Below are 24,514 nucleotides of genomic sequence, written 5' to 3'. Positions count from 1 at the left end.
ATTCGATATCTTGTTTGGCAATCTTGAATCGACGCGTGAACTAGACAGACCTTTCAAAGGGATAAGCATGAACAGGCCGATCGATAATCAGCATGTCATAGAGATTAAACCGCTCCCCTCGCCCCGCGATGTCAAAACGCAGCTGCCTATCAGCGACGAGGTGTCCGAGCTCGTGTTTCAGACGCGACAAGCGATCCGGAACATCCTGCACGGCCGTGACATGGACCGGCTCATTGTGATTGTCGGCCCCTGCTCGATTCATGATCCCGACGCCGCCTATGAATATGCCGACCGCCTCAAGCCGGTCGCCAACGCCGTCCGCGACAAACTCCTGATCGTGATGCGCACCTATTTCGAGAAGCCCCGCACCACGGTGGGCTGGAAGGGCCTGATCAATGATCCCCATCTGGACGGCACCTGCGACATTGCCCAAGGTATCCAGCTGGCCCGGACCATTCTCTTGAACATCAACGGCAAAGGCCTCCCCTGCGCGACGGAACTGCTCGACCCGGTCACCCCGCAATACCTCGCCGATCTGTTGAGCTGGACCGCCATCGGCGCACGCACGACCGAGAGCCAGATCCATCGCGAAATGGCCAGCGGTCTCTCCATGCCCGTCGGATTCAAGAACGGGACGGAAGGCAGCCTGCAAGTCGCCATCAACGCCATGATCACCAGCCGGAGCCCGCACCATTTTGTCGGCGTGAATGCCGACGGCATCACTTCGATCATCAAGACCACCGGCAACCCCGATCATCACATTGTGCTGCGCGGCGGCGGCGGACGCACGAATTACAGCGTCGAAGACATCGCCCGTGCGGAAGCCGCCGTAGCCAGCGAAGGCCTGGCCCGCGGTGTAATGGTGGATTGTTCACACGACAATTCCGGCAAGAACCACCAGCGCCAGGTGGAAGTCGCCGGCGAAGTCCTCAAACAGTTCCAACACGGTCGCCGTTCCATCATGGGCCTCATGCTGGAAAGTCACCTGCAGGGTGGCCGGCAAACCTGGGATCCTAACAAGGCCCTGACCTACGGCATGTCCATCACCGATTCCTGCCTGGCTTGGAGCGACACCGAAGCGTTGCTCTATGGCATGGCAGAGTCGCTCGCGGCCAAGACGGTCTAGACTGCACCGCCGTCCTGCCACCTCAGTTCCCACTCCGACAGCCCGATGTTAGGATGCGCTCATGCTGATCGATACCCATACCCATCTCGACGATGCGCGTTACGAATCCGACCGCGAGGCCATGATCGCCCGCGCGCGTGAGGCGGGCGTGGAGTCGATGATCACCATCGGCTGCGATCTTGCGACGAGCCGCTCGGCGGTCGCGCTCGCCAATCAGTATCCCTTCGTCTATGCCTCGATCGGCGTCCATCCTCACGAAGTCAAACACATCGAGGACGGCTGGTACGATGAGCTCCGGCAACTGGCGCGCGACAAGAAGGTGGTGGCGTACGGCGAGATCGGCCTCGATTACCATTACAACCACTCCGATCCTGAGCTACAGCGCCGACGCTTCCGCGAACAGATTCAGCTGGCTCGTGAGCTGAAGCTTCCAGTCATCATCCACACGCGCGAGGCGCAGGACGATACCATCCGTATCTTGAAGGAAGAGCGAGCCTCAGAAATCGGCGGGGTGTTTCACTGTTTTTCAGGAGATGCCTGGCTGGCGAAGGATGCGATCGAGCTGGGGTTTTATCTCTCGTTCTCAGGCATCCTGACTTTTCAGAATGCGACCATGTTGCGCGAGATTGCCAAGACAGTCCCGGCGGATCGGCTGCTCATTGAAACGGACTGTCCCTACCTCACACCGGTCCCGCACCGCGGTAAACGCAACGAACCGGCCTTTGTGAAGCATGTGGCCGAACTGCTGGCGACGATCACCGCCGATAGTGCACCCCTGACCGCTGAAGACGTAGGCCACCGCACCAGCGAGAACGCCCGACGCCTGTTCAGAATTCCCTAAGCTGATGGTTTCGTTTACGTTGTGACTTCGACAGCTTGCGGGGATTGCCGCCCTTGTCCTTCGACCGTTTCACCACCCCGGCCTCGCCGTGATCCAACTCTTTGAACGCAAGCCGTGGACCCGGTGAAGTCCGTTCCTGCAACTTGGCGCGAAACTCCGCCGCCCCGATGACAAACGCGCCGGCCGCCCTGGCCGAATTGACCACTTCATGATCCGAGGACACCACCGCGCAGTCCCTGCCGTACAGTCGGGCAAGACGCTGAATGACCTGGTCGGCGCGTTCGCCTCGTTTTGAATAGACGACTTCGACGCCGGATTGAAATTCACGATGTTCCGCACCCAGCCCGCCCTGCCAGCCGTCGAAGACCACGGTAATCGCATGGCCTTTTCTCTGGCGGTACCCGGCCAGGTTCTTCAGGAGCGTCTCGCGCACCGCCTCAAGGCGTCCGGAACCGGCCGGGAGGGCCATTCCGGCGCTGCCCACAAGGTTATACCCATCGACAAGAAGATGTGTTGCCATCTACAATTAAATGGTTTGAGGCCTTTTGTTGACATTACCATAAACATCTGAGAAAAGGCCTAGAGGGTATCCTATCGAGAGGAGTTCCGGTTCGTGTCCCATGTCGTCTCCTTGATCCGTCGCCTCTTGACGCTCGCGTTCGCCTGCGTCCTGTTCGGTGCGGGGACCTCATCGGGTGGTGAGATCCAAACCGAGCCCTCCTGGCCGACGGTTCCCCAGGTTGCCGCTGAAGAGCCCTCCCCCCGTTTCCTCCTGGTCAAGCAAGAGCGGGCCGGGGCATCACGTTATCCGATCATCGTCCGCGACTTGCGCACCTGGTCCACCGCCGATGGCACACGCCTCGTGCTCGACCTGAATCACAAGACGTCGTTCTCCGAAACGCATTTGCGCAACCCCGACCGGGTGCTCATTGAGGTAAACAACGCGATCCTTGGAAAATCCTCACGTCAACGCGTCTCGGGCGGGACGATTCCGCAATCGTTTCAAATAGCGCAAAGCCGCCCGCGCGTGGTGAGTATCACGCTGACGCGTAGCCAGAATTCCCGGTACAAGGTGTTCTCGCTCGAGAATCCGGACCGCCTCGTCATCGACATTACGCAGCGTCCCAAAGATCAGATCCGGCAGATCGGCGAGACCTCAACGACATCCCCACAGGCCCCGGCCGTCCCCTTGCCGACTCCGCCGGCGATTCCAAGCCCCACCGTCACGGAACCGGCTCGCCCGGTTGCGCCCAAGCCGGCCAGCCCGGTCCAGACGATCGTCATTGACCCCGGGCATGGAGGCAAAGACCCCGGCACAATCGGACAGCACGGGACGACGGAAAAAGAGGTGACCTTAAAGGTCGGCCTGCTGCTGAAATCCTTGCTCAGCACCCTGCCGAATACTCGTGTCCTGATGACCCGCGAACGCGACGCCTTAATCGAGCTGGAGGACCGGGCCAAATTTGCAAACGGCAAAGACGCGGATCTGTTCATCTCGATCCACGTCAATTCGCACCCGCACAAGGGCGTCCGTGGTCTGGAGATCTACCATTTCGGCGAAGCGAAGGATCAGCGCGCTCTGGAAGTGGCCGCGCGAGAAAACGGTACGCCGTTGAACAATACCGGGGTGGGCTGGGAATACATCGTCGCCGATCTCCTGACCTCCAAGAAAATCGAACACTCCCAGGAACTTGCCTGGACGGCCAAGCAGGCGATGGTCACGAATCTCAACGGTCGGTACAGCACCATCGATCACGGAGTGAAGACCGCGCCATTTTACGTGCTCCGCTTCACCACCATGCCCAGCATTCTCGCCGAAATCGCCTTCATGTCGAATCCCGCCGAAGAAGAGCAGATGCGGTCACAGCCCTTCCTGGCGCACATTGCGGAGTCGATTTTCGAAGGGGTCAAGACCTACCTCCACACCAATCCCCCCAGATGACAGACGCCTGCCGGTTGGGCTAGAGTTCTTTCTTTGCATTCCACCTTATGACCACCTTCAAACTCGTCCTTGAGTACGACGGAACCCAGTACGCCGGGTGGCAGCGCCAGCTGAACGTGCCGACCATCCAGGCGACGGTCGAAGATGCCCTCGCAGCCATCTCCCAAACCAGGCTCCCCCTCATCGGCGCAGGCCGGACCGATGCCGGGGTTCATGCCTTCGGGCAGGTCGCCAGCTTCAGGACCGATCGCGGGCTCTCACAGCGCGAGTGGCTTCGCGCGTTGAACGCTCACCTTCCCGCCGATATCAGCGTCCTTTCGGTCGAAGCCGTGCCGGATCATTTTCATGCGCGCTACTCAGCGAACGGGAAGCTCTACGAATATCATCTGATGAATCGGTCAGAGCGAGCCCCCCTGCTGCGCGAACGAGCCTGGATGCTCTATAAACCGCTCGATTTCGCCGCCATGACGGAGGCTGCCGCCTGCCTGACCGGCTCGCACGATTTCTCCTCATTCGAAACCGCGCCGACCGATAACGAGAATCCGCACTGCCGGCTGCAGCAGGCGGATCTGCGCCGCCAGGGAGATCTCATTATCTTCGCGTTCTATGCCGACCGGTTCCTTAAACAGATGGTCCGCGCCATGGTGGGGACCCTGGTGGAAGTGGGACAGGGCAAGCGTACCGCCGCCGCCATGCGCACCGTGCTTGCCGCGCGGGCGAGGGCCGCGGCCGGGAGAACCGCCCCCGCTCACGGGCTCTATCTCGTCAGAGTCGACTATACCGATGGGAGCATCCCCTCTCTCCCTTAAGGAACTCCCCCGCGAGACAGGCCGGACGCCGTTTGTTATAGTTCCGCACACAATCCCCGTTCACCTCGAAAGGAGCCCGCGATGAAACAACTCTGTATGACCTTGTCCGTTCTCATGTTGGCCGCCGTGCTCGCCACGCCGCAGCTCAGCTACGCCGGCGCGCAGCAGAACAAAATGAAAACCTGCAATGCCGATGCGAATGCCAAGGGACTCACCGGGGAAGGCAAGGGTGACGCGCGAAAGGCATTCATGAAGGAATGTCTCTCTGCCAAACCGGAGAAAGCCGCTGCCGGTGCCTCACAACAGAATAAGATGACGACCTGTAATAAGGATGCCAAGGCCAAGAAACTGGCCGGCGACGAGCGCAAAAAGTTTATGAAGGAGTGCCTGTCCAACTAGTCGCAGCGCACCCGGCTGGACGACAGGGTTCAGCCGGGAGGCAGGATTCAGGGCATAGACCGGCGCTGCACCAGTCGCAACGACTTTTAGTTTCGGGAAGGAATGGGGTGATCAGCGGAGGAATGAGGGGATGCTACCGTGGGCTGTTGGCATCTCGATTCTCGAGCTTCTTTCGCAACTCGATCAGTTCCAGTTCGAGTGCGGCAAATCGATCGGCGGTCGGATCCGGCATATTGGTATGGTCCATGGTCGCATCGGGAAGCCGCTCCCCTTGGGACTTGATGATCCTGGCCGGGACCCCGATCACCGTTGAATTCGGGGGAACCGACTTCAAAACGACGGAATTCGCGCCGATTTTCACGTTGTCGCCGATCGTAATCCCGCCAAGGATCTTCGCCCCCGCCCCGACGACCACATGGCTGCCGAGCGTGGGATGGCGCTTGCCGCGCTCCTTCCCCGTTCCACCGAGCGTCACGCCCTGAAACAGGGTGACGTTGTCTCCGACCTCAGCCGTTTCTCCGATCACCACACCCATGCCGTGATCGATAAAAAATCGCTCACCGATCTTGGCGGACGGATGGATCTCGATTCCCGTCAACCAGCGGGCCAATTGGGAAATCGCGCGGGGCAGGAACGGCACACGATGTCCCTTCAACCAATGTGCGAGCCGATAGGCCAACAGAGCGTGAAATCCCGCATAGGTCACAATGACTTCGAGCCTGCTGGTGGCGGCAGGATCCCGGTCAAAAATCGCTTGAAGGTCCTGAGAGATAGTCTTGAACATAGGTGGTACCAGACTCGTGAGCGCACCAGCGAATAGGCTCTAGCCTCGCTCGATCAGACAGACCGCCTGCGCCGCAATCGCTTCTTCACGCCCTACCGCATCCAATCCTTCGCCGCTTTTCACTTTTACATTCACCAGATCGGGATCCACTTCAAGCACCCCGGCAATAATCTTCTGCATGGCGGCCAGATGCGGGCTCAACCGGGGCGCCTGTGCAATGATCGTGCTGTCCACATTCGCCAGACGATAGCCCTTGGCGCGCAGCTTCTGAACGACGTCTTCGAGTAACTTGAGACTCGAAATATTCTTGAACCGCTGATCCGAACTCGGATAGTGACGCCCGAGATCGCCTTCTCCCATCGCCCCGAGCAACGCATCGCAAATGGCATGAACTAACGCATCGGAATCGGAATGCCCTTGCAGCCCCTTGTGGTGCGGAATTTCGAGTCCACCCAGAATTAATTTTCGTCCCGCCACCATCGGATGAATATCCCATCCACATCCCACGCGTACAGCCGTCATTCCCCACTCCTTGTCGCCGTTCGTGAGTTGAGAATCGCTTCTCCGATCACGAGATCTTCCGGCCTCGTCACCTTGATATTTTCTCCGCTCCCCTCGACCACCACGACCGGTTTCCCGATCAATTCCACGAGGTGCGCGTCGTCCGTCGCCTGCACACCGGCCAACAAGGCCTTGTCATGCCCCTCTTCCAACCAGTCACGACGAAACGCCTGCGGCGTCTGTGCCAACCAGAGAGGGCGGCGATCGACGGTCCGTTCGATCACCCCGCCGGCCCCCACATACTTCACCGTGTCGCGCATCGGCAGCGCGATGATGGCCGCCCCATACTCTACCGCCGCGGCCACGACTCTGCGGATCATGTCCTCGGTGAGAAACGGCCGGACCGCATCATGAACCAGGACGATCTCGGTTTCCTGACTCACCTCGGCCAAGGCATGACGCACCGAATCTTGCCGCTGAGCTCCCCCCGGCACAACCTTGGTCACCTTGCTGAACTCACCTGTCGCCACGATATGATCCAGGCAATACTGACGTTCCGACTGGGGCACCGCCAGAATGATCTCGTGAATGAGCGGGGAAGCTTGGAGCACAAGGAGGGACTGCGCGAGAATCGGCCGCCCCCCCAACGCAAGAAACTGCTTGGGGATATGGCCGCCCATGCGAAGCCCACGACCGGCGGCCGGAACCAGGGCCACCGTGCGCGGCCCTGCCGGCGACGGCTTCGCGTTACGAGCGGACACCGGCACACTCACGTGAGCAGCAAGGGGACAAGGCCAAACCTAGGCAATTGTGGGAGCTCGATGCGCCTCCCCGGAGGACGGAGGATTCCATTGGGCCACCGCTCTTCCGTCTCGCCAAACTACCCACGCGCAACCTGATACTCTTCGCGCTCGGACTCTTCCTTCAAACGGGTGAAGATCATGCGCCCCGCCGTCGTCTGAAGCACACTGGTCACAGTCACATCCACATTACGGCCGATACAACGTCGAGCATTGTCCACGACAATCATCGTGCCGTCATCCAGGTAGGCGACGCCCTGGCCCGCCTCTTTGCCTTCCTTCAAGACGAAGACCCGAATGGTTTCACCGGGCAACACGACCGGACGCAGCGCATTACAGAGCTCATTGATGTTCAACACTCGCACGCCCTGCAATTCGGCGACTTTGTTCAAGTTCAAGTCATTCGTCACGATGCGTCCCCCGACCTTCTTCGCCAGGACCACGAGCTTGGCATCCACTTCCTTGACGTGGGGGAAATCTTCTTCGATGATCCGGACATCGATGCCCGGCATTTTTTGAATCTTGTTAAGAATATCCAACCCTCGACGCCCGCGCGCGCGTTTCAAAGAATCCGACGAGTCTGCGATGTGCTGTAATTCGTTCAAGATAAAATGGGGGACCAGAAACGGCCCTTCCAGAAACCCTGTCTCACAGAGGTCGGCCACCCGGCCGTCAATGATGACGCTCGTATCCAATACTTTAAGACTGGCATGGGATGCCCCGCCTGCCGTCGGCCCCTGGTCCAGACCGGGGAACTGTTCATTGCCGAACCGCGCACCCATGGCCAACCCCAGATAGGGCAGCCCTAAGAGAAACACCAATCCGCCGATATGAAACAGGAAGGTCTCCACATCGAAGACCGCACTCCCGACCCACTCCACTAAACCCGTCAGAATAAGACCACCGGCGAGCCCCACGGCACCGCCGACAATAATGCCGAATGAAAGCCTGCGGAGCGCATACTCGCCGGCCAGAATGAGTCCGCCGGCCACCGCCCCCATTCCCAATCCCGCCAACAAAAACTCGCGACTTGGATCCTGGGCCCGAAGAAACAGGGCCATGCCGGCAAGAGCGCTGAGAAGAACAAATATGGCCCGTGATACCATACTGTTTGCCTCCTCTCTGTGACCAACCCCGGACGGACGATCCGGCGCGATCACGGCCTCAGCGTCAGATAAATGGCTCGCCCCTGCCGTCTCAACAGGAGCAATACCGCCTGGTCTTTCGGCAAATTCGCGGCGACATGTTCATACGCCTTTATCGTCCCCACGGCTTTGCGATTCACCTCCAATACGAGATCGCCTTCACGCACACCAGCCTCTTCCGCGGGACTCCCAGACTTCACCCGCACGACCACCACCCCGCGATCGCTCGACTTCAAGCCATACCGGCCGGCCAGTTCCGTGTTCAACTCCCGCACCTCGATGTCCGAAAGCAAGCCCGCGGGAGCCGCCGATTCTCCGCCCTCTTCAACCCCGGCTTGTGCCAGATTCTTCGGCTGCTCGGCAATCGTGAGTTCGATGGACTTGGACTTCTTTTCACGGATGAGCTTAACCGTCACCTTCTTCCCCACCACCGTCTGAGCCACCGCATTCCGCAAGTGAGCCGGAGAATCCATGGGTTTTCCGTCGTATTCGACGATCACATCGCCGCGCTCGAAACCTGCCTTCTTCGCCGGGCTGTCGTCCATGATGTCGCTGACGAGGACACCCTTCACGTCTTTCGGCACGCCGAACTGCGAAGATAATTCCGGCGTCAACTCCTGAATCGAGACGCCCAACCAGCCGCGGACGACTTTGCCATGCTGGACCAGCTGCTCCATGATGGAATGGGCCATGTTGCTCGGAACGGCAAAGCCGATCCCCATGTTCCCACCGCTCTGGCTATAGATGGCCGTGTTGATACCGACCAGTTCGCCGCGCACATTCACCAGGGCGCCGCCGGAGTTACCCGGATTGATTGCCGCATCGGTCTGAATAAAATCTTCATATTCGGCAATACCGGCCGCGCGACCAAGGGCGCTGACGATGCCCAGCGTCACCGTCTGAGTGAGACCGAAAGGATTTCCCACCGCCAGGACAAACTCTCCGACTTCCAGCTTGTCGGAATCAGCCCAGGCTACCGTCGGCAGTCCCGTCGCCTCTATTTTCAGAACCGCCACGTCGGTCTTGGCATCGGTGCCGACCAGCTTCGCTTTGAACTCGCGCTTGTCGGAGAGAAAGACCTTGATCTCATCGGCCTTGTTGACCACATGATTGTTGGTGATGATCAGGCCGTTCGGATCGACGATGACTCCGGATCCCAATCCCCGTTCCTTGCGTTCCTTCGGAGCCTCGAACCGCTTCATCCACTCTTCGCCGAAGAACCGGCGGAAAAACGGATCGTCAAACGGAGTGCCCTTCCCCTCTTCGCTCGTTCCATTCCGCGTCGCAAAAATGTTCACCACGGCCGGCTTCACGACCTTGGCGACATCGACGAAACTCTGCCCCCCTGCGCCGGGCAGCGTGGGCTGCACCGCCGTGGAGACCGGTGTCGCGGGGGAAGAGGCAGCCGGTTCAGGAACCGCATGTCCCGTCGGCAACCACCCGAGATCGGAGGTCAGAATGACCCCGATCAATACCCCCGCGATCAAGAGGAGTGCGGGAAATATCCAGGACCGCCTCTGGGGCTGCTGCTCCGTTGGGATCTGAAAGTCGTTCATTGTGATCCGTGTGGACGGAGGCGCCGGTTAGGGCTTCTCTCCAGCATACAGTCCCATGATGGTGTTCAAAAACTTGACGGCCTCGGCTTTGGGACGTTGGAAGGAATTCCGGCCGATGATGGAACCGAATCCCCCGCCATCACGAATCGCGCGGACTTCATCGAACACCGTCTTTTCGTCGCTCTTCGCGCCGCCGGAGAAGATGACGATCCGGCGCCCATCGAACGAGCTCTGCACGATATGTTTGACCCGTTCCGCCAGCGTTGAAATCGGCACCTTTTCAGCTTCATAGACCTTCTTGGCAGCCGCTTGCTCCAGATGGGCCGTGGGCAATTTGACCTTGATGATATGGGCGCCCAACTGCGCCGCAATTTGCGCGGCATAGGCCACCACGTCCAAGGCAGTCTCACCCTCCTTGCTCAATCCTGACCCGCGCGGGTAGGACCAGACTACGACGGCCAACCCGCAACTCTTGGCTTCTTCCGCAATCGCCCGCAGCTGCTCATACATCGCATTGCAGTGGGACGAGCCCGGATAAATAGTGAATCCCACTGCCGAGCAGCCCAATCGAAGGGCATCCCGCACGCTGCCGGTCACGGAAGGCATCGGATCCTTTTCATCGTGAAGCGTATCGTGGCTGTTGAGCTTGAGGATGAGCGGGATTTGCCCGGCGAAATGGCCGGCGCCGGCCTCGATGAACCCGAGCGGGGCCGCATAGGCATTGCACCCGGCATCTAGCCCCAGCTGAAAATGGTAATGCGGGTTGTAGCCGCCGGCATTGGGCGCGAAACTTCTGGCCGGACCATGTTCGAATCCCTGGTCTACCGGCAGGATCACCAATTTCCCCGTGCCCGCCAGCTTGCCGTGATTCAGCAGCCGCGCGATGTTCGTCTTCGTTCCCGCATTGTCACTCTCATACCAGCTCAGAATTTCCTGGACCCGATTGCTCATAATCATCCTCCCAACCAACCTCAGTCACATGAGTCGTTACGCACGTCCTTGAATAGAGGCTTCCGCCTGGCTCACATCCTCAGCGCTCCCGATGATCAATGGCACTCTCTGATGGAGGGCCTTCGGTTCGACGTCGAGAATGCGCATCGTCCCCGTGGTCGCTTTTCCTCCGGCCTGCTCCACGACCATCGCAAGCGGATTGCCCTCATACATCAATCGCAGTTTTCCTTCCGGCTTGTCGTTCTCCCCGGGATACAAATAGATACCCCCACCCAGGAGAATGCGATGAACATCCGCGACCAGGCACCCGCTGTATCGGCCGCTATAGGGACGCCCGGTCGCCTTGTCCTGCACTTTCAGCCAATCGAGATATTTCTGTGTGCCGGAAGGCCAACGATGGTAGTTGCCCTCATTGACCGAATACACCTTGCCCTTCGAGGGAATTCGAATGTTCTCGTTGGACAGGAGATATTCACCGATGGACGGCTCAAGGGTAAAGCCATGCACGCCCTGACCGACCGTGAACACGAGCATGGTGCTCGCCCCGTACAACACATACCCTGCGGCGATCTGCTCAGTCCCTTTTTGAAGCAACTCATCTTCGACTGACTGCCCCGTTTTCGATCTGCGGATGGAGAAAATGGCCCCCAACGGCATATTGACGTCGGTATTGGAGGATCCGTCCAGCGGATCGACCAGGAGCATATACTTGGCTCCTTCATGAACCATTTTCAGGGGTTTTTCCATCTCTTCAGAAGCCAAAACACACACGAGACCGCTGTGCTCGAACACACGCACGAAAGTATCATTGGCAATCTGATCGAGCTTCTTGACCACCTCACCTTGAATATTGGTCTCCCCGGTGGTGCCAAGGATCTTATTCAATCCGGCTCTGCGCAAGTCATGCGCAATCATTTTTCCCACGAGGCCGATCTGGGTCAGCAGAACGGAAAATTCGCCGGTTGCTTCGGGATGCGCAGCCTGTTGTTCGATAATAAAACGGCTCAGTGTAATGGGGAATTTCGCCATGCTCAGGATTCCTCGTGGATCAAACGACGACCGGTCGAAATGAAGAGGGCCTCGGACAGAGCCGAAGTCCTCCCCACGAACTCGGCGTGATTATAGCGGTTTCCGTCCGGACGAGCAAACCAAGGCGGGCAGATTACGGCTGTGAGGTGGCTCCGTACCCCTCGGTCAATTCAGCCACAATCGACCCCACGACAACCTTAGCCTTCATTCTAACGGGGACTCGGTGCTCATCGGTTGTGAACCAGACGCGAATATTGCCCTCGTTCAGGAAAATGCCCTGGAACGGCATGATGACGACCACCCGGGCTGTCTGCCGCTTTCCCCACACCCCCTCCACCGTTTCAAGGGCTTCGACCCGCACCTCCATCTTGTAGTTTTTTTTGTCGTGATGCACCGTCATCGCCAGCGACGCCCCCGGGACGAACGGCAACACCTTGCGCACATAGTACAAGCACGACATGGCGTCCTGCGCATCGGGAGGAATCGACAATTCGTCCGTTTTCCCGTCTTTCACGGCAGTGACCAGGCCTTCACCGTGCCGGAAGGTATAGTCGAAATCGTTGAATCGCTTCCCCTCGCGGCGGGCAAAGGTCATGTGTCTGGGCAGGAAGGATTCGCGATCGACGATGGAAACCCCTCGATTATCGACGGGATAGAACTTGGTGACGGTCGGGCTCGATCGGGCCGTCATGTTGAAGGTGAGTTGCTGCCGTCCTCCCTCGCCCTGCCCCTCTTGCACGATCATGGTCGCGATTCCCGCGCGCATGCCCAGCCAGGTCACGTCGTAAGACAATCGCTCGCCGCTTGCAAATGGAAGCACGGCAGGAGCGGAAGCCTGCCTATCCGTTGTGGCGGAAGAGAGCGGCGGGGCAGACGCCACGATTGCCGCCAGAACCGTGATGGCCAGGAACAGATTGAGACGGAGGGAATAGGAGGAGAGCGGCACGCTACGCCGATAGCACACGTCGTGCCTGCGCGAGTTCGGTTTCAATCGTCGCGCGAATGACATCCAGCCGGGCCGGCGAGGGGGCCTCAAAACGGAGCACCAGCGCGGGTTGGGTGTTGGAGGCTCGAATCAAGCCCCACCCGTCCTCGAAAATGGCGCGAACCCCGTCTATCGTCACCAACTCCCGCATGCGAAGATTCGAGGCGCCGACGGGTTTGCCGTCCTTGAGATAGGCGGCCAATTGCGTGCGCACCTGATCGACCAGTAGAAACTTCAGGGTATCCGGGCAGTCGACCCGGATCTCCGGAGTCACAGTCGTCTGGGGCAGGTCGGCGACCAAAGTGGAGAGCGATTGCTTGGTTTTCGCGAGAATCTCAACCAACCGGCAGGAGGCATAGATGGCATCGTCGAACCCGAAATAGCGATCGGCAAAAAACATATGGCCGGACATTTCACCGGCTAGGACCGCCGATTCGGCTTTCAGTTTGGCCTTCATTAGGGAGTGACCGGTCTTCCACATGATCGGACGCCCGCCCTTGGCGGCAATGTCGTCGTACAGGCATTGCGAGGCCTTGACCTCGGAGATGAACGTGGTGCCCGGGCGCTGGGTCAGGATGTCCCGCGCGTAGACGATCATGAGGCGATCGCCCCAAAGGATCTCCCCCCGCTCGTCGATCGCGCCGATTCGATCGGCATCCCCGTCGTAGCCGATGCCGACATCCGCCTTCTGTTTCTGCACGGTGGTGATCAGGTCTTGGAGATTCTCGACCACGGTGGGATCGGGATGATGGTTCGGGAATCGCCCGTCCAACTCGTCATAGAGGCCGGTCACGCGACACCCCATCTGCTCAAGGGCCTGCTTGGCCACCAACGAAGCCGCGCCATTACCGCAATCGATCACGACATGGAGATGGTCCGCCCGCACGCCGGAAAAATTCGTTTTGAGATGCTCCAAGTAGTCCGGGATGATGGGATGAGAGGAGAGTCGTCCGGAACCGGTGGTAAATTGACCGGCCTCCATGACCCGCCGCAACCGCTGAATCTCTTCCCCGTGAATCGCTTCTTTCCCGATGCAGATCTTAAAGCCGTTGTATTCTGCGGCATTGTGGCTGCCTGTGATCATGATGCCGCCGTCGACCGGCAGGGTAAATAAGGAGAAGTACAGGAGCGGCGACGCGCAGAGTCCCAAGTCGACCACATCGAGCCCGCCCGCCAGCAGGCCGCGGAGCAAGGCCTCTCGCAATCCGGGCGAACTCAGTCGCCCGTCCCGGCCGAGGCTGATACGCGAGGCCCCCTGTTCCCGCGCCATGGTGGCGTAGGCGCGCCCCACCTGCTCGGCGATCGCTTCCGTGAGTTCTTCTCCGACAATGCCCCTTAAATCATATTCGCGAAACAGCGCCATCTGGATCTCCTATCGCGCCCGGTTCAGGCGGCCATAGTCATCTTGAAACCGCACGATGTCATCTTCACCCAGATAGGGCCCGTTCTGAACCTCGATAATGTGCAGCGTCTCGGTGCCGAGATTTTCAAGGCGATGGGGCGTCTCGACCGGGATGGCCGTGCTCTGCCCCACCCGCAGATCCAGGAGCTCTTCGCCCCTCGTGACCCGCGCAGTCCCGGCTATGACAACCCAATGCTCGCTCCGTTTATGATGGAGTTGCAGCGACAGGCGCCCTCCGGGGTTCACCGTCACCCGCTTCACCTTATATCCGGGCCCTTCCTCCAAGACGGTGTAGGATCCCCAGGGACGAAACACGGTCAAGTGCTCCAAGTGTTCAGGAGCTCCCTGCTGCTTAAGGATCTCAACCATCTGCTTCACATCTTGTGAGCGCGACTTCGGACAGATCAACGTGGCATCCGGCGTGTCCACGACCACCATATCGGAAAGCCCGATGGTTGCGACGACCCGTCGATCGGCATACAGCACGGAATTGGTGCTGTCCATATCGATGACGCGTCCGCTGACGACGTTCCCGGACTTGTCGCGTGGGGCCACCTCTTCGAGGCTGCTCCAATTGCCCACGTCCGACCATCCGAATCCCACCGGAATCATCGCTGCATTGGCCGACTGTTCCATGACCCCGTTATCGATCGACACAGAGGGCACCTTCTTATAGGCTGCTTCGATCAGTCCCGGCTCGGCGCCCGAGGCCATGAGCGCATGGACCCGCTGAATCGCCTTCGCCAGTTGCGGCTGGTGCTGCTGAATTTCTTCGAGAATAGTGGCGGCCTTCCACAGAAACATCCCGCTATTCCAATAAAAGTGACCGTTCTGTAAATATTGCGCCGCCTTGGTCCGGTTCGGCTTCTCGACAAATCGTGCGACCGGATGGCCCGTCAGCCGCCCCTTCTTGGCCAGAGACTTCCGTCGATTGGGCTGAATATACCCATACCCCGTTTCCGGCCTGGTCGGCTTGATCCCGAACGTCACCAGATGTCCCTGTTCGGCCAGTTGCACGCCCAGCTCGACCGCCGCCTTGAAGGCCTTCTCCCCCGTCACCACATGATCCGCAGGCAAGACCAGCATCATCGCATGCGGATCGCGCAGCAGAAGCTCGGCAGCCACCAGCGCAATGGCGGGAGCCGTATTGCGACCGACCGGCTCGACGACGTAGTTGTCTTTCAACGCAGACTTCCACTCCCCCAATTGCACGCGAATCGAATCGGCTTGGCCGGGATTCGTGGAGATGATGACCTGTTCGGGTTTCGCGCAGGAAAGGACGCGCCGCATCGTCTGTTGAATGAGCGTCTCGTCGCCGATGATCCGCAACAATTGCTTCGGATAGAGATGACGGCTTAACGGCCAAAACCGCGTTCCGCTACCGCCGGCCAGAATAACCGGATAGAGGTGTTCCGTCATATCCATGGAGCGCCCTTCATGTTCGACATAACGTGATTGTAAATGGCTCAGCGTGGCTGCCGAGCCGCCAGAATGAGATCGGCCACTTCACGCACGGCGCCCTCTCCGCCCTTTTTCTTGCACACATATCGAACCGTCTTCAGCACCGGCGGCATCCCGTCGGCCGGTGCGGCCGAAAACCCGACTGCACCCAGAGCCTGGAGATCGTTCACGTCGTCACCGATGTAGGCCACCTGATCCATCGAGAATCCATGCCGTGCAATCAGCTCCTTGAGCACGGCGAGCTTGTCATACACGCCCTGGTGCACCTCGGGAATCGTCAACTTCTGCGCGCGGCGCATCACGATTTTTGTCGACTCCTGCGTGATGATGGCCGTCAGAATGCCGGCCTTCTGCAAGAGCTTTATGCCCATCCCGTCATGCGTATTGAACTTCTTCCATTCGTCGCCGGACTCCGAATAATACATCCCGGCGTCAGTCAGAACGCCGTCGACATCCGTCGCAAACAACCGGATCCCACGGAGGATTCCTTGCAAAGAGAAACGAGGCTTGGCTGAAATTTTGGTTCGGCGTGTTGTACTGGGCATGCGATGGCTTTCAATTGAGGCCGATGTTAACAAGCCATCGAGTGAAACTCAAGAAAACTCGGCCATCTGAAGGGATGTAGAACACTTGTAGCAAGACTAAGCAGCGATAGGCAGTTGGGGACAACGGAAGAAAAATCAATACGCATGCCGGTGGATAAATCCTCGCCAGACGGTGAGGAGCATGATCTTGAAGTCGAACCAGATCGACCAGTGCTCGATGTAATACAGGTCGTGCTCGATCCGCCGTTCCAGCGACGTGTTGCCCCGCCAGCCGTTGATCTGCGCCCACCCGGTGATCCCGGCTTTCATCTTGTGCCGCAACATGTACTGCGGAAGCGTTTCCCGAAACCGGGCGATGAACTCGGGACGTTCCGGCCTGGGACCGACGATGCTCATCTCGCCGCGCAGCACGTTCCAGAATTGCGGCAACTCATCCAGGCTGGTTCGGCGCAAGAATGCGCCGATCGGCGTCCGGCGATCGTCGTTGGGTTGCGTCCAGACCGGGCCGGTTTCCGACTCTGCATCGAGCTTCATGGAACGGAACTTCAACATTTCGAAAGCCTGCCCGTCCAATCCCATACGGAGTTGACGGAAAAAGACCGGACCGGGGGAAGTCAGTTTCACCAAGGCCGCGATCGCGCATAACACCGGGGAGAATACGACCAACGCAGCCGATGCGCCGACCACATCCAACATCCGCTTGATGACCAGATTCCACCCGTACAACGGCGATCCCTGCAACGTGATGAGCGGAAGGCCCTCGAACATCTCGGCCTCCGCGCGCAGGCTCACAAATTCGCACATCGCGGGCAAGGCCTTCACTTCGACCATCGTCGTGGCCAAACAGGTAAACATTTTTTCAGCCCACTGCTCGTCCTCCGGAGGCAGGCAGACAAAGACGATATCGACACCTGACTGAACACGTTCCTGCAGGTCATCGTACCGCCCGATCACCGGCACCCCATTGATCCGCTCACCCACCTTCCGGGAATCGGCGCTCAAGAACCCATGCACTTTCACCCCCAGCTCCGGATGCTGAGCGAGCGCGTCCACCACCCGGCGTCCCAGCCGGCTGGTGCCGATGACCAGCGCATGGCGTTGATTGTACCCGTGCCGACGCAGGAATCGGAGCGCCTCCCGAAACAACACCCGCGAAAAGCCCAGGGTGATGAGGTTCAACAGCCAGAAATAGAGGAGCACCAGTCGGGAATATTCGTACTGCCGGAAGAAAAAGGTCAATGCCACCAGAATCAGCACGGAGAGGGTATTGGCTTTCGCCACGTCGAGAAACTCCGACAACCGCGTGCCCATCCGTCGCGGGCGGTAGAGGTCGAAGGCCTGGAACGACATGCCCCAGACTGCAATGATCGGCACCAGCAACAGCAGATAGATCCGGAGAGGAGGAATGCCCTTGGTGGCCGGTTCCACGATCTCTGAAAAACGAAGGTAGTAGGCGCCGACCCAGCAGGCGCAGATCAGCCCGAGATCGATACAAAACAGCAGACTCTTGAGAAATTGGGAGTGGCGTTTGAGCATGCTCCCTCTATGAAGCCGTACCGGTCAGCGCCCCCATCGCGAAGGCTTTCATGCGCTCCTTGAACAGCCGGCGGTCGAAGGCGGCCACGTGGTCACGAATGGCCTGCGGATCAAACTCCGTTCGGCGACGCTCGAAAGACTCCATCGCCTCGACAACGGATTCGACCGACTGAGTGAAGAAAAACACTCCCGTGGCAACGTTCCCCGCACCGGTCACAGAATCGGTCCCCCCTCGCACAGGTACGCCCTCCACGGATGGGGTACCCGACAACGGCACTACGGTCTCCAGCGCTCCTCCGCGCCCGAAAGCAAGCACGGGCTTGCCGCAGGCCATCGCTTCCAATGGGACGATACCAAAATCTTCCTCGCCTGGAAAGAGCAACGCCCGACAGCGCGCATAGTGATCCCTGACCACATCGTCCGGCTGCCAGCCCAGAAATTCGACCGTCGGGCCGGCGAGCTTGCGCAACCGCGCCTCATCTTGACCCTTGCCGATGATCTTCAGTCGTCGCTTCATAACATTACACGCCTGAATGGCCAGATCAACCCGTTTATACGGCGCAAAGGCCGTGACTATGAAATAGAAGTCCTCCGATTGTTCCGCGGCTTGAAATGTCTGCCAATCGACCGGTGGATGCAGCACGGCCGCCGGCCGGTTGTAATACCGTTGCACCTTCCCGGCGATGTTCCGAGAATTGGCCACGAATTGATCCACCCGAGCGGCGGAGGCCACATCCCAGGCCTGCAGACGCTTCCTGAACAGTTCCATACCCAATCTCGCCACGACTCCCGATCGCCCGCCGCGGGCATAGTTGTCGAACTGATCCCACACATACCGCATGGGCGCATGGATGTAGCAGAGATGTTTCGCTCCCGCCGGCGGGCGGATGCCCTTAGCCACACAATGGCTCGAACTCAAAACCAGATCGTAGGACGGGAGGCGAATATGCTCGATCGCAGCAGGAAATACGGGCAAATAATACCGATAGTACCGCGCGGCCAGCGGGAGGGATTGCACGAAACTGGCCGTGATCCGGTGACGCTCGATCGTGGGCGACACCGTCCCCTTGATGTGCAGCAGGGTGTAGAGATCGGCATCGGGGAACAGCTCGCAGAACGCCTCCAGGCAGCGCTCGCCGCCCCGCATCCCGGTGAGCCAATCGTGGACAATCGCAACTCGTAACGACTTCATTCAGCGACGCGACTTCATTTCGTATAGCCACCCATTCCGCCGGAGGCCCTCGTCACCAGCGCGGGTCTTGCTTGACCGGATACGTAGAAAAACAACAGCACCAGCACCAGACAGGCCGCGACCTCCAACACAATCCAGGCCATGACCGGCCCCCAGATACCCCAATATCGTATGCACAGCGGAACCAGCAGCAGTCCGATCAGCGCGGCGGTCACATTGACCCGACACACGAGCCGCTCTTGGAACAGCGCGATCAGCCCTGACACAAACGGACGCTTGACGGAACTGAACCCGATGGCCACGATCGCCCACTGCAAGAGAGAGAGCGCCACTACGGTCTCCGTCGAGACCTCCGCGAATCTCCCATAGAAAATGATGGCGCTCCACAGGGCGGCTGAGGCGATGGCCATGACGGCGACCGTGACGAGCCCGGCCATGCGCACACGGGCCTTGATCTGATCCGTCCCCTTCTCTCCGACCATCTCGGCATAGGATCTCAACAGCAGTCGAGAGAGTGAGGCCCACGCCAATTCCACCACAGCGGTCGTCCGTTGTACCAGACCATAGAGCCCCACCGCCGACGCTCCCAGCATGAAACCAAGAATGAGCAACGGAGCCCGAACATCCAGCACGATGGCGATCTGGTTCAAGCCGAGCCAGCGAGCCTCCCACCAAGCACGGCGATACCCGCGGTCCCCGTACGTCCCTCCCGGAAGCAACGCCATCATCTTCCACGCATACAGACCGCACAGAAGCACTCCAATCATCAGTCCTGCGAGGAGGGCCAGGTCGAGACCCGCATGATTCGCGTCCTGCTGCAGGGTCCAAGCCAACACAAGAGGCACACCATACATCCCCACACTCATCAACACCCGGAAACACGCCACCATCTGATACCGGTGCAGCGACAACCCTGCGGCCTCACAGGTTTCGGCCAGCACCTGCGTCGCCGCAAGCCCGATGCCGACGACCATCGCCATCGGTAGTGAGGGACTCCAGGCACCCAACGCGATCCCTCCACCGATACAGAGAAGTCCGCCCAGGCAGGCCAGCACCTTGCCACGCAACACACGGGAGAAGGTCCGCTGATTCAGGCGCAGGTCCGGGCCGGTCAGTCTCAGCCAATACTGGTTGATTCCAAAATCGACCATCCCCCCCAGCACCGCACCCAGGGCGGACCCCAACAAAAACGCGCCCGCATAGGTCAGTGAACGGGACCCCAGATAGAGCAGCAGCAGATAGCGCATCCCCTGCAGCAGGGCGTCCGATAGGATCAAGGGACCCGCAGCACGGCCGACGGGCATGGCGGGGACAGCGGCCTTTGCTCCTTCCTCTGCCGTGGTCGTGGTTTCGTGAATGTCTGCCTGCCCGGTTCGTCTCACGAACTACACTCCCTACGCAATACTCCGGTCCTCCCACACCCGCTGACACAGCGACAGCTTGCGCCGAAAGCGGCACAGTGCCCGGGTCACCGCGGAAAGGACATCCCGGCGGACCACCGGGTGGGCGCGTCTGCGGAAGTTGCCACCGAGGATTCGCTTGACCGACCGTTCGGAAAAATCGAGCCTCCCAGAATCTCATAATACGCCTGATCCATTTCCCGCAACATTCGACTCAGCGCGAATCGTGACCGCCTGACCTCCCGACCCAGCTTCGTCAGCCGCGTACGCAATGGCGCATCGAGCGCCAGACGAATTTGCGCCTCGCCCGCCGCCTTGGGATCGTTGGCATTGAAGAGCATGCCCCACCCCTGCAGCACATCACGGTTCCCGATCACATCACTGGCCACGATAGGAATGCCCTGCTCCATCGCCTCCAGCAAGACGAGCGGAAGCCCTTCCCAGCGAGAGGTCGAGACGAAGAGATTGAAGTCTTTCATCAAGGCAAACGCATCCGGCCGCCCGCCGAGGAACAGCACCCGATCAGGCTGTGGAAGGGTATCCAGGATCGATCGATACCGTCGTCGGTCCTCTTCACTGCCCTCCCCGATCACCACCCACGTGGCCTCGGGTACTTGCGCCGACACGATCCGCACGGACTCAAGGAGAATATCCAGGCCCTTCTGGCGGTGAAACCGGCCGATCCATCCGATGAGGAATCTCCCGTCCGGGATCGTGAGTTCTGCACGTAAGCTCTTCCCCGTATCACCGGAATGAATCGACTGCGCGTTCTCTTGAACCAGTCCCGACAACACCACAAGGGAGTTCGACGTCGGCAGCCGATGCCGACGAGCGGTCTCCCGCTCCCCCGGAGACACATACACGATGGCATCCAGCAGGAGGCGGCAGCACAACTCGAACAGCCAGCCAGACAGGTAGCGCCATCCCTGGTTGTCGGCATAGTGGGGCCCGTGCGGCGTATAGATCACCGGCACACGGACAAGAATCTTGACCCAGATGGCAAAAAACGCGGCCCCGCGACCATGCGCATGAATCGGCGCCGGGGCGCGCAACAACTCCTGCAGCAACTGCCAGACCGAGCGGGCATTGGGGCGTCGCATCGGCAGCACGGACAGGTCCAACGGCATCCGGCGCCAGATCTCGACATAGGGCTTCTCATCCGAACAAAATACGCGCACCTGCATGCCGGACCCAAGTTGGTGGTCCGCCAGCGCCGTCAGGTAGGCCGGCCCGCCGCCCACCCCGGCAGTCGCCGTCATGTGTACGATACGATTCGGCAACCATTCCGCCAGCGCCGTCCCGCACAATCCCAGAAGGAGGCCGAACAAGGCGGTCCAATGGAGCATCAAGTTGTCCGTCAACAACTCCTCACAGGTCAGGCTGACCAATAACAGCGGCGGCCAACAGGCCAAGGCGATCCATCCGACGCCGATACGCACGACGGCACTCGGCTCACGCACGGGAATCGTGACGCTCTTGATGCCCACCCACAGCAACCAGACACAGGCGGCGACGAGCGGCAGCAGCGGTCCGATCCCGCCCTTGATCAGGACATCGAGATACAGGTTATGCGCCGTCTGGTAGTTGAAGTTGAAACCTTCGAAGGGGATCCCGACCACTTCTTCGACAAAACGGCGGCGGTCATACCCGATGCCGGTCACCACGGTGAACGGATGCCGCAGAAGATACCGGAACGATTGGCCCCAGAGCCAAACACGCGTCTGAACGTTCTGCACCGCCCGCTGAGACGACGCGTGCCGCTCGTCCACGGGTGAGAGTTCCCCGCGTACGGTTTGTTCGAACTGCATGGAAGCGGTCAGTGTGTCCCGCACCCGATCAAGTGTGGGGACCTTCACCTCAAGCACGTGAATCAGTCCCAACAGGCCAAGCGGTATCAGGAACAGCAGGCCGGCAAACGCCAAGCGGCGGGACCGCGCGAGCAGCCCTCCGGGATTGACCATAGCCAGGAGGCCCAACATCAGGATGGCCCCAAGCAGTAAGACAAGGCTGGATCGCGACCCGGTCCAGAGAATGCCCATGAAGCACAAGGGAGCAAGGATCAGCCCTTGCAGGACCGCGTACCCGCGATTCACTACGCCGTGCCATCCTTGAAACAAGGCCACACAAAGACTGAACAGCGATACGAAAGCCAGGTACATGCCGTAGGCTCCGTGACTACCGGTGTCGGAGCGTACGACCAGGCCCTCGGGCGACAGAACTTCCGCAAACATGCCCATCGCAAAAAATGTGGAGGACGCATCGACGTAGGCATTGATATAACGGCCATCGAGGGCCTGCCCCATTCGGAAGCACGAATAGAGCAACGTGAGAAGGGCGACCGCGGGAATCAGGTAGCTGACCAGTCTGACGACCTGAAAGCCGGTCCTAAGAGCCAGCAGCGCAGTCAGCGGAAGCGGGGCCAGATAGAGCCCCCATTTCAGCAAGAGCAGCCAGCCGGTCGATTGGAGCGATCCCAGTCGAATGGAATTGATGCCGAGACTCAGCGCCAATCCGGCGATCGAGAGCCCCAGCAGAATCAGCGGGGTGTTCCACGTCTGCCACTCGGGAGAGTACCACCCGCGTTTCCGTCGAGAAAACGTATCGGCACTCGCATAGAACACCCAACCCCATGCGACGATCAGCACCAGCACGAACGGATGGACGACGAGGCCACCCATCACACGAACTTTGAACACCGCCGGCGACAGCAGGAGTATCGCGAGAATCCACAAGCCCAGGCGATTGACTAAGCCCGCATGAGCGGGAGATGAGACGCCCGCAACCGTCATATCCGTCCCCTCAAGGCCTGCTCATAGACCGCTTCGAGCTCGGACACGTGCCTGTCTAAGGTTCGCGGATTCTCCCAATACCGCTGATGGGCGGCTTGCCCCATGGCCCCGACGAGCGCATCGTCGGCGGAGAGCGTCCGCATCGCTCGAATCAAGTCCGCCTCGTCGGCGCCTGCAAAACACAACCCCGTCACCCCGTCCGCAATAGACATGCGCGCGGCCGACGTGTCGGACACAATCGCCGGCACTCCCAACGCCGCGGCCTCAATCACACTCAACCCCTCGGTCTCGTACCATAACGAGGGAAACACCAGCACACGGGCGGTTTTCAGATACTCCGTCACCTTTTCCCTGGAAACCCATCCCGTCACACGGGCACGGGGATACACCTGCACCACTTCCTGAGCGCAGGGACCGTCGCCCACGAACAGGGCCTCACATCCTAACGCGCGGGCGGCCTTGGCGAACACAATGGCGCCCTTTCCCTGTGTGATCTTCCCGACCATCACGAACGCCCTGTTGTCCGCCACCCGGGCCGGTACGTCCCGTGAAACCTCGATCGGACTGGGGACGTGGTACACGCGAGCCCCCGCGGGAAGACCCGGCGCCAGGATCGCGTGACTGAACGGCGAGACGGCAATGAAATCAAGAATTCGATTGGGGATCCCTCCCCGGTGGGCCTGCACCGCCTGTCGCAGGATTCGCCAGAGCTTATGCGAATAGCTGCGTTTGTCGCAGTGGCTGGCGATACAGGAGAGCGACATCGGCCGGAGCCGGCAGATCTCGTTCTGTTGATGATTGAAGAAGGTCCCGTTGGGGCACAGAGAAAAGTAATCGTGCATAGTGTACACAACCCGAACCCCTACCGCCAACGCGGCGCGCACCACACTGGAGGACAGGGCCTGGGTCCAGCTATGGAGATGCACCACGGTACAGGCGGGATCGAGATCTCGAAGCAGCGCGCGAAGCATCCGGGCCGCCGTGACGTTCCACGTCCCTTGAAGAATGGCTCGCATTCGGTTCGAATCCGTCAGAATCTCCTGTTGATCGGTTGAAACCAATCGAACCCCGTCGGGATCGTCGGCGTGCGTCGTCGCCCCGACCGCGGACAACAGGGTCACGGCATGACCGCGACGAGCGAGCCCCCTGGCACTCGCCAACGCCACGGCAGCGTTCCCGCCGTTCACGTATCCAAAATCGCTGAGAACCACGAGGTGAAGTTTTTTCATGTCCACACACGCGAGCGAGCAGGCCACAGATCGTCGATGTGCGCCCTGAACGAACGTCCTCCCGCCGGCATTGGAAACCTCAGGGATATCGG

22 protein-coding genes are annotated in these 24,514 nt (G+C 59.8%); 5 read left to right on the top strand and 17 right to left on the bottom strand.

Annotated features, from left to right (window positions below):
• The first annotated feature begins 67 nt into the window (after window positions 1–67).
• Together H8K11_05025 and H8K11_05020 are read left to right on the top strand one after the other, a co-directional pair.
• Window positions 68–1,126, top strand: coding sequence for a 3-deoxy-7-phosphoheptulonate synthase (locus H8K11_05025; GenBank protein MCS6263100.1), 1,059 nt, complete (start codon window positions 68–70; stop codon window positions 1,124–1,126).
• Window positions 1,127–1,187: 61 nt separating this feature from the next.
• Window positions 1,188–1,967, top strand: a complete 780-nt coding sequence (locus tag H8K11_05020; protein ID MCS6263099.1) for a TatD family hydrolase — start codon at window positions 1,188–1,190, stop codon at window positions 1,965–1,967.
• Here the strand turns inward: H8K11_05020 and H8K11_05015 are convergent.
• Window positions 1,954–2,487: an NYN domain-containing protein gene (locus H8K11_05015; GenBank protein MCS6263098.1), complete on the bottom strand. Its 534-nt coding sequence runs from the start codon at window positions 2,485–2,487 to the stop codon at window positions 1,954–1,956. The two genes, H8K11_05020 and H8K11_05015, sit on opposite strands and share 14 nt — an antisense overlap.
• Before the next feature lie 93 nt (window positions 2,488–2,580).
• Here H8K11_05015 and H8K11_05010 point away from each other — a divergent pair, with 93 nt between their 5' ends.
• The 3 genes from H8K11_05010 to H8K11_05000 all read left to right on the top strand — a co-directional run bounded on the left by H8K11_05010 (window position 2,581) and on the right by H8K11_05000 (window position 5,117).
• On the top strand, window positions 2,581–3,909 hold the full coding sequence (locus H8K11_05010) for an N-acetylmuramoyl-L-alanine amidase (GenBank protein ID MCS6263097.1): 1,329 nt from the start codon (window positions 2,581–2,583) through the stop codon (window positions 3,907–3,909).
• Between the two features lie 47 nt (window positions 3,910–3,956).
• Window positions 3,957–4,718 carry a tRNA pseudouridine(38-40) synthase TruA gene (truA, locus tag H8K11_05005; GenBank protein MCS6263096.1) on the top strand — a complete coding sequence of 254 codons (762 nt, stop codon included), beginning with the start codon at window positions 3,957–3,959 and terminating at the stop codon, window positions 4,716–4,718.
• Window positions 4,719–4,799: 81 nt separating this feature from the next.
• The gene (locus H8K11_05000; protein ID MCS6263095.1) at window positions 4,800–5,117 is read left to right on the top strand and encodes a phosphate starvation-inducible protein PsiF; all 318 of its coding nucleotides are present in this window, start codon (window positions 4,800–4,802) and stop codon (window positions 5,115–5,117) included.
• 133 nt (window positions 5,118–5,250) lie between these two features.
• On the opposite strand, the gene cysE is transcribed toward H8K11_05000, so the two are convergent.
• The 16 genes from cysE to H8K11_04920 form a co-directional block, all read right to left on the bottom strand.
• Entirely contained in the window at window positions 5,251–5,901 is a 651-nt protein-coding gene (gene cysE / locus H8K11_04995; protein MCS6263094.1) for a serine O-acetyltransferase, read from the bottom strand.
• Between the two features lie 39 nt (window positions 5,902–5,940).
• Window positions 5,941–6,423 carry a 2-C-methyl-D-erythritol 2,4-cyclodiphosphate synthase gene (locus tag H8K11_04990; GenBank protein MCS6263093.1) on the bottom strand — a complete coding sequence of 161 codons (483 nt, stop codon included), beginning with the start codon at window positions 6,421–6,423 and terminating at the stop codon, window positions 5,941–5,943.
• Window positions 6,420–7,163, bottom strand: a complete 744-nt coding sequence (gene ispD, locus H8K11_04985; protein MCS6263092.1) for a 2-C-methyl-D-erythritol 4-phosphate cytidylyltransferase — start codon at window positions 7,161–7,163, stop codon at window positions 6,420–6,422. Before ispD ends, H8K11_04990 begins: the two co-directional genes overlap by 4 nt.
• A 119-nt stretch (window positions 7,164–7,282) precedes the next feature.
• Complete coding sequence (locus H8K11_04980) at window positions 7,283–8,308, bottom strand: TRAM domain-containing protein (GenBank protein ID MCS6263091.1); 1,026 nt, start codon at window positions 8,306–8,308, stop codon at window positions 7,283–7,285.
• Window positions 8,309–8,358: 50 nt separating this feature from the next.
• Complete coding sequence (locus tag H8K11_04975) at window positions 8,359–9,903, bottom strand: DegQ family serine endoprotease (GenBank protein MCS6263090.1); 1,545 nt, start codon at window positions 9,901–9,903, stop codon at window positions 8,359–8,361.
• 27 nt (window positions 9,904–9,930) lie between these two features.
• Window positions 9,931–10,854: a class I fructose-bisphosphate aldolase gene (locus H8K11_04970; GenBank protein ID MCS6263089.1), complete on the bottom strand. Its 924-nt coding sequence runs from the start codon at window positions 10,852–10,854 to the stop codon at window positions 9,931–9,933.
• Window positions 10,855–10,890: 36 nt separating this feature from the next.
• Entirely contained in the window at window positions 10,891–11,883 is a 993-nt protein-coding gene (fbp, locus tag H8K11_04965) for a class 1 fructose-bisphosphatase (protein MCS6263088.1), read from the bottom strand.
• A gap of 133 nt (window positions 11,884–12,016) precedes the next feature.
• The gene (locus tag H8K11_04960; protein ID MCS6263087.1) at window positions 12,017–12,829 is read right to left on the bottom strand and encodes a DUF3108 domain-containing protein; all 813 of its coding nucleotides are present in this window, start codon (window positions 12,827–12,829) and stop codon (window positions 12,017–12,019) included.
• A 1-nt stretch (window position 12,830) separates the two neighbouring features.
• The gene (locus H8K11_04955) at window positions 12,831–14,231 is read right to left on the bottom strand and encodes a phosphomannomutase/phosphoglucomutase (protein ID MCS6263086.1); all 1,401 of its coding nucleotides are present in this window, start codon (window positions 14,229–14,231) and stop codon (window positions 12,831–12,833) included.
• 9 nt (window positions 14,232–14,240) lie between these two features.
• The gene (locus tag H8K11_04950) at window positions 14,241–15,689 is read right to left on the bottom strand and encodes a mannose-1-phosphate guanylyltransferase/mannose-6-phosphate isomerase (GenBank protein MCS6263085.1); all 1,449 of its coding nucleotides are present in this window, start codon (window positions 15,687–15,689) and stop codon (window positions 14,241–14,243) included.
• A gap of 47 nt (window positions 15,690–15,736) precedes the next feature.
• On the bottom strand, window positions 15,737–16,198 hold the full coding sequence (locus H8K11_04945; protein ID MCS6263084.1) for an HAD hydrolase family protein: 462 nt from the start codon (window positions 16,196–16,198) through the stop codon (window positions 15,737–15,739).
• A gap of 213 nt (window positions 16,199–16,411) precedes the next feature.
• Window positions 16,412–17,812, bottom strand: coding sequence for an undecaprenyl-phosphate glucose phosphotransferase (locus H8K11_04940; GenBank protein ID MCS6263083.1), 1,401 nt, complete (start codon window positions 17,810–17,812; stop codon window positions 16,412–16,414).
• Between the two features lie 7 nt (window positions 17,813–17,819).
• Window positions 17,820–19,004: a glycosyltransferase gene (locus tag H8K11_04935; protein ID MCS6263082.1), complete on the bottom strand. Its 1,185-nt coding sequence runs from the start codon at window positions 19,002–19,004 to the stop codon at window positions 17,820–17,822.
• Between the two features lie 14 nt (window positions 19,005–19,018).
• Window positions 19,019–20,386 carry a polysaccharide biosynthesis C-terminal domain-containing protein gene (locus tag H8K11_04930; GenBank protein ID MCS6263081.1) on the bottom strand — a complete coding sequence of 456 codons (1,368 nt, stop codon included), beginning with the start codon at window positions 20,384–20,386 and terminating at the stop codon, window positions 19,019–19,021.
• Window positions 20,387–20,472: 86 nt separating this feature from the next.
• The gene (locus H8K11_04925; GenBank protein ID MCS6263080.1) at window positions 20,473–23,193 is read right to left on the bottom strand and encodes a glycosyltransferase; all 2,721 of its coding nucleotides are present in this window, start codon (window positions 23,191–23,193) and stop codon (window positions 20,473–20,475) included.
• A complete protein-coding gene (locus H8K11_04920) occupies window positions 23,190–24,422 on the bottom strand; it encodes a glycosyltransferase family 4 protein (protein MCS6263079.1) in 1,233 nt (410 codons plus the stop codon). The genes H8K11_04925 and H8K11_04920 overlap by 4 nt, the downstream gene beginning before the upstream one ends.
• Between the last annotated feature and the right edge of the window lie 92 nt (window positions 24,423–24,514).

Origin of the sequence: Nitrospira sp. (assembly GCA_024998565.1) — a bacterium.
GTDB lineage: Bacteria > Nitrospirota > Nitrospiria > Nitrospirales > Nitrospiraceae > Nitrospira_A.
This window is presented reverse-complemented; position numbering and strand designations above follow the sequence as displayed.